Source organism: Candidatus Polarisedimenticolaceae bacterium (assembly GCA_036376135.1).
In the GTDB taxonomy this organism is placed as follows: domain Bacteria; phylum Acidobacteriota; class Polarisedimenticolia; order Polarisedimenticolales; family DASRJG01; genus DASVAW01.
On record DASVAW010000052.1, the window covers coordinates 1 to 6245 of the forward strand.

Below are 6245 nucleotides of genomic sequence, written 5' to 3' on the forward strand. Positions count from 1 at the left end.
CGCCTGCGACCCCGGCTTCGAACACCGCTGGGAACCGGGCGGTTGGTTCGGCACACACGGAGACCACTCGGTGTCGCTCGAGGTGAGGGACGCTTCCGGAAACGTGGCGTCGGACCTGCGGGCGTTCACGATCGATACGACACCCCCCGAGGTGACGCTGGCGTCGCCGGCCGCGACGCTCGTCGCGGGTCAGGTCGTCGGGGTGTCGGTGGTCTTCACCGCGTCGGACGACGACGGCGCCCTGGGGGCGGTGGAGACCGAGCGGATCCTGCTGAGCGGCTGCGTCCTGTTCGACGGGACCACCTACGGCGACGCCGACGGGCTTCTCTCCGACGAGTCGATCGCGCTCTCGCCGGGCCTGCTGTGCGAAGCGGCGTCGCGCTGCGGCTGGACGACGCTCGTCGAGCCCGAGCTGCGAGTCGAGGCCGTCGATTGCGGCGGGAACGTGGGATCCGACTCGCATCGCTTCGCCGGTTCGCTGAGAATGCGTCCCGGAGTGTGCGGGCGAGTGCCCGCCTTGCGAGGGGTCGATGAGAACGCGCGCGATGGTCGTCGGGGTGCTCGCCCTGATGTCGGGAGCCTGCGCCCCAAGAACTGAGCCCGTCGCCGAGGTGCCCAAGGCCGACGCGCCCGCGGCGTCGACCTCCACTCCCGCCTGGGACCTCGCCTGGGCGAAAGGGGCGGTCTTCTATCAGGTCTTCGTCCGCTCGTTCCAGGATTCCGACGGCGACGGCGTGGGAGACCTGAAGGGGCTGATCTCGCGCCTCGACTACATCCAGGAGCTCGGCGCCGAGGGGATCTGGCTCATGCCCGTCTTCGAGTCGCCGAGTTACCACGGCTACGACGTCGTGGACTACGAGACGATCGACCGGGAGTACGGGACCAACGCCGACTTCGAGGCCCTCTGCGCGGAGGCCCGCAAGCGCGGGATCCGCGTCATCGTGGATCTCGTGGTGAACCACTCGGGGCGGGCGCACCCCTGGTTCTCCGACCCCTCGAAGAAGGACTGGTACATCTGGAGGAGCGACGACCCGGGGTGGACGCAGCCCTGGGGCGGCGGTCCCACCTGGCATCGCGGCAAGCACGGGTACTTCTACGGCGTCTTCTGGGACGGGATGCCCGATCTGAACTGGCGCAACCCGGCGGTCGGCGCCGAGATGGCCCGCGTCGCGCGCCTGTGGCTCGACCGCGGGGCGGGCGGGTTCCGCCTCGACGCCACCCGCCACCTCGTCGAGGACGGCCCCGGGCCGGGGCAGAGCGACACCAAGGACACCCACCGGTTCCTCGGGGAGTTCGCGGCCGCGGTTCGCGCCCACAAGCCCGACGCGCTTCTCGTCGGCGAGAACTGGACGACGACCGACAACATCGCGCCGTATTTCGACGAGCTCCCGATGAACTTCAACTTCCCGCTGGCGTCGGCGATCGTGGACGGCGTGCGAGCGCAAAGCCCGGACAAGATCGCCTTCGCGCTGAAGGACGTCGGGATGACCTACCCCGACACGGCGATGGACGCCCCGTTCCTCACCAACCACGACATGATCCGCGTCGCGACCGAGCTCGGGGGGGACCTCCGCAAGCTGAAGAACGCCGCGGCGATCCTCTTCACGGTTCGCGGCACGCCGTTCGTCTACTACGGTGAGGAGATCGGCCTGAAGAACGGTCCGGGGCGCGCCGACGAGGAGAAACGCACGCCGATGCCGTGGGCGCCGCTGGCGCCCGGGAGGGGGTTCACGACCGGAACGCCCTGGCACCCCTTCCAGGACGCGGTCGATGCCGACGAAAGCCTGCTCGCGGCCTACAAGGGGTGGATCAAGCTCCGGCGCGAGCACCCGGCGCTGCGCGACGGGAGCCTCCGGGTCGTCGACGGCGAAGGGGCGGTTTTGGTCTACGAGCGCGAGGCGGCGGGAGAGAAGCTGCGGATCGTGCACGACCTCGACGGGCCGGAGACGCCGTGTCCCGACTGGGCATGCGGCGTCGCGGGGGCGCAGGTCGTCGCGACGCTCGGGGACTCGAAGGTGTACCGGTTGCCGTAGCAGCCTCCCGGGCGTATTGTGTACATCAAGATGTACATGGAGGCTGCATGAAGAAGCGCTGGTCGATTGCCGAGGCTCGCGCCCAGCTGCCCACCCTCGTCCGGTCTGCCGAGAAGGGGGGCGTGGTGGAGCTCACCCGGCGGGGAGAGGCGGTCGCGATCCTGGTCGGCAAGGCGGAATTCGATCGCCTGGCCTCGGCTCCCGGCGGGTTCTGGGAGGCCCTCGAGGCGTTTCGCGGGCGGCACGATCTCCTCGCGCTCGACTTGGACCCCGAGGAGATTCTGGCAGGAGCGAGGCCGGCGGAGCCGGGCCGGAAGGTGCGCCTGTGAGCCTTCGCTACCTGCTGGATACGAACGTCGTGTCGGAGCCGGTGCGTTCGCGGCCGTCGCCGAGCCTCATGGCCCGCCTCGAGCGTGAAGCGGCGGTCTGCGCGATCTCGAGCGTCGTGCTTCACGAGCTCCGGTACGGGTGTGTCCGCATGCCCCCGTCGGACCGGCGTCGTGCGTTCGAGGAGTACGTCGTCGGGGTGGCGTCGCGCCTGCCCGTGCTGGACTACGACGCGTCGGCCGCCGCGTGGCACGCGGAAGAGCGGGCGCGTCTCGAGGGGAAGGGGAAGACGCCGACGTTCGTGGACGGGATGATCGCTGCGGTGGCCGCCGTGCGGGGCCTTACGCTCGTCACCCGGGACCGGAGGGGCTTTACCGGTTTCCGAGGGGTCGAGATCGAATCCTGGGACTGATCCGGCGAGCTACTTCGGCTTCCCGGGCTTGACCCCGGGGAGCTTCACGAGGGCGTCGGACTTCAGGTCGTAGCTTCGCAGGACCTGCTCCTGCGTCCTCCCTTCGGGGACGAGGATGTCCACGAACGGGGTCTGCAGATCGAGCTCGCCTTCGTGTCCGCCGCCGAGGCACTCGTCGGAGGCGGACAGGCACAGCGGAACGACGAAGAGGGTGTCCCCGCGCAGGCCGACGTCTCCCATGGACCCGCGCAGGTCGAGCCGGCCGTCGATGTTCGCGACGCTGATCGCGACCACGTAGCTCCAGTCGGCCGAGGCCGGGCCGCCGAGGAACTCGTCGGGGACGAAGAAGCGGATCTTGTTTCCCCGCACCGTGATCCGGGTCGGGAAGAAGACACGCGTCTCGACCTCCTCGGCGATCTCCTTGCGAAGGGCTTCGATCCTCGCCTCGCCCAGCCGTTCGCCGGCCTCCTTCTTGTCGCGCTTGATGTCGCGCAGGAGGTAGCGGCGCAGGGCCGAGCGGGCCTCGGGCGGGCGCGGGGTCAGGATCACCGCGCGCTCCCACGCGTTCTCCGGGGCGATCTCGGCGTTCCGCTCGGGGAGGGCGTTCAGGGCGCCGGAGCCGGGCTTGCCGTCGGTGTCGATGTAGACGTCCACGTTGAAGGTGTAGAAGCCCCAGCGGGCGACGTCGGTGAGGTTCGAGCCTCCGAAGTCGATCACCTGCGAATCGGGCTTCCGGATCTGGCGCGCGAGCGCCACCTCGAACTCGGTCCCTCCCTCCACCGCGTAGGCGGCGAAGCCCGTCAGGTCGAGCTCCCCCGTCTGGAAGTTCCCGCGCAGCGGGTAACGGACGGAACCGTCGCCGTGATCGTCCCCGGTGGAATCGGCGATCCGGAACGTCGCGCCGCGGGCGGCGGCGGGGGTGGCGAGAAGCAGCATGGAGGCGAGGAGCGTCAGAGTTCGCTTCATGGCTCCGGCAGCATAGGCACGGGGCTGCGAATGTCAACTCGGTCGATACCAGTTCTCCGATCGGCATCGTGCGACGTTTCGCTTGGAAGAGAGACATGCGTGGCGATGACGAGCGTCAGACGTTTCCACCGAATCCGTGACATCCGTCAAGCCGACGCGAGCGCGTCTTGATGCCTGCCTCGAGAGTGCTACGGTACGCCACAAGTTGACGGGGGCCTTCGGGCCCGACTCACACGACGGCGCTGAGGGGACGACGGCGTCGAGACCCGCCAGCTCGGGGTTGCTCGAATGGCCGGAAGCCGCACAGGCGCCCGCGCGCGCAACGATCAAGGTCTTCGCGCCTGGAAACGACCCCTCCCGAACGCACCAACGAACGCATCGTTCGGCCGCACTCCGCGGAGTCGATCGCCTCCGGTGCCTCCAACGGTCCTGGATTCGACTGAACTCCATCCCGTCGTCCCGGCCCCGCAAGTCGCCGAACGCCCCAGCGGCGGCACATCAGCATGCATTCGGAGTTGTGTCTTGGAGGATCGTCATGAAGGACCAATCAGCCCACCGGCTAAGCGTGTCGATCGTCACCCTGGCGCTGCTGGCGAGCGCAGCGCCAGCGCTCCGCGCGCAGGAGCACCTGCGCAACCCGCGTCGGACCGCCGTTCCAATCGTCGAGCCCGCTCGCCTCGCGGAGGCATGCGCGTTACTCGACGACGAGGGAATGCGCCCGTCGTTCTCCGGAATGTTCGAGACCACGCTCCTCCTCGCCTGCGGGCGAGCCGACGAACTCGGCGGGGTGACTCAGGGAGGAGGCGGGCAGGTCGCCACCTTCGGCGGAACCGACGTGCTCGTCAACAACCCGGCCGGAGACGGGAGCGGTAGCTCGCGGACCCAGAGCGAAACGAGCATCGCGAGAAGCGAGACGTCGGGGATCCTATGCGCCGCGTACAACGACTCTTATCACGGAGTAGTACAGGGCACGGGTTTCACGGGCTTCAGCCACTCGGCGAACGGAGGTGCCACCTGGGTGGACCATGGCGTCGTTCCGATCGGTGGCGGAGGACTCTCAAGAGGCGACCCGTCAACCGTTTGGAGCCGGCGAGATGGCACGTTCTATCACACATCACTCCATAGCTCGGGCTTGGGACTATGGAACCTGGGCTCCAGTTGCAGCGCGGCGGCATGGGTGGGGATGATCCACACGGGTGCCAGCGACGACAAGGAACTAATGGCCGTCGACAACAACCCGACGAGCCCATACTTCGGACGACTCCACGTGGTGTGGACGAATTTCGCGGACGGGAGAATCTACGCGACTCGGAGCGACAACGGGACGGCCTGGAGCACACCCGTTCCCCTGAGTGCGTCTGGCGCGTTTGTGCAGGGCGCTTGGCCCGCGGTGGCCCCGAACGGCGACCTGTACGTCGCTTGGCTCCGTCGGGACTCGGGCCAAACCGTGATGAGCATCGAGGCGGTGCGATCGACGAACGGCGGCACGTCGTTCTCCTTCGTGACGAATCCCGCGTCGAACCAGACCTATCCCCGGGATGCCACGGCCACGACATCGTGCGGTCGACCGGCGCTGAAGTCGAACATTCGCCTATTGCCGTCGCCGCAGGTCGCCGTCGACCAGTCGGGCACCGTCCACATCGTCTACCCGTATGATCCGGACGGCTTCAACTCGGGAGACGTCGTCAACGTCTACTACCGGCGTTCCACGAACGGCGGATCCACTTGGGAGCCCGAGATCAGACTCAATGACGATACATCCACCAGAGATCAGTGGTTCCCGACCCTTGCCGTGGAGGGCGTTAACACGGTCGCTGTCACTTGGTACGATCGTCGCGCCAGTGCCACGAACACGTCGTACGAGCGCTACGGGGTCATTTCGTTGAACGGGGGCGCCTCGTTCCCCGCGAACGAGCGACTGAGCGACGTACAATCCTCGGTGGTCCTCGATCCCAACTTGGCAACGTGTTACCACGGGGATTACGACACGATGGTGGCGGACTCCTCGAAGACCTATTCGCTTTGGTCCGACGACCGTCGCGGTGACGCCGACGTCTACTTCGACTCGATGTCGTTCGCGGTATGCGGCAACGGAGTACGAGAGGGCGCGGAGCAGTGCGATGGCTCGGACCTGGGTGGCGGGAGTTGTGGCGTCATCCACTGCGGTGCCGGCACTCCCACGTGCACGTCTCAATGCACGCTTGAATACGCGAACTGCTCGTGCTGTGAAGAATGGATCAATCCCACTTCCAATAGCGGCCCGACCCCGGGAGCTAATACCGCGTTTCCTCAGCCGTTGCTGATCTACGACGATCTGGATGCGACGGGTTCGGCTGGGTTCTTCGGGGCCGGCTGCTGTTCGTTGGGGCACCAATTCTCGTGGAGCACCGGCGTAAAGACTGGGCGCGCGCGGCTGGTTCTCGGAGAAACGTCGAACGCCGGGACCGCACGTGCCTACTACTCGCTGGATTCCGGAACGTCATGGACGCAGTTCGGCTCGACGACGG

The 6245-nt window shown here is 67.5% G+C and carries 6 protein-coding genes; 5 read left to right on the forward strand and 1 reads right to left on the reverse strand.

All coding sequences use genetic code 11. The features are described from left to right. The 4 genes from VF139_04935 to VF139_04950 form a co-directional block, all read left to right on the forward strand. A partial coding sequence (locus VF139_04935) for a hypothetical protein (protein ID HEX6850732.1) occupies nucleotides 1–598 on the forward strand: 598 nt, incomplete at its 5' end. Further along, nucleotides 531–2033: an alpha-amylase family glycosyl hydrolase gene (locus VF139_04940; GenBank protein HEX6850733.1), complete on the forward strand. Its 1503-nt coding sequence runs from the start codon at nucleotides 531–533 to the stop codon at nucleotides 2031–2033. The genes VF139_04935 and VF139_04940, both read left to right, overlap by 68 nt. A 47-nt stretch (nucleotides 2034–2080) precedes the next feature. Beyond that, the gene (locus VF139_04945) at nucleotides 2081–2362 is read left to right on the forward strand and encodes a type II toxin-antitoxin system prevent-host-death family antitoxin (protein ID HEX6850734.1); all 282 of its coding nucleotides are present in this window, start codon (nucleotides 2081–2083) and stop codon (nucleotides 2360–2362) included. After that, the gene (locus tag VF139_04950; protein HEX6850735.1) at nucleotides 2359–2772 is read left to right on the forward strand and encodes a type II toxin-antitoxin system VapC family toxin; all 414 of its coding nucleotides are present in this window, start codon (nucleotides 2359–2361) and stop codon (nucleotides 2770–2772) included. The genes VF139_04945 and VF139_04950 overlap by 4 nt, the downstream gene beginning before the upstream one ends. Nucleotides 2773–2781: 9 nt before the next feature. On the opposite strand, the gene VF139_04955 is transcribed toward VF139_04950, so the two are convergent. Further along, the gene (locus VF139_04955) at nucleotides 2782–3738 is read right to left on the reverse strand and encodes a glucodextranase DOMON-like domain-containing protein (GenBank protein ID HEX6850736.1); all 957 of its coding nucleotides are present in this window, start codon (nucleotides 3736–3738) and stop codon (nucleotides 2782–2784) included. Nucleotides 3739–4273: 535 nt separating this feature from the next. Here VF139_04955 and VF139_04960 point away from each other — a divergent pair. Next, nucleotides 4274–6245, forward strand: a 1972-nt coding sequence (locus VF139_04960; protein HEX6850737.1) for a hypothetical protein, incomplete at its 3' end; no start/stop codon positions are given.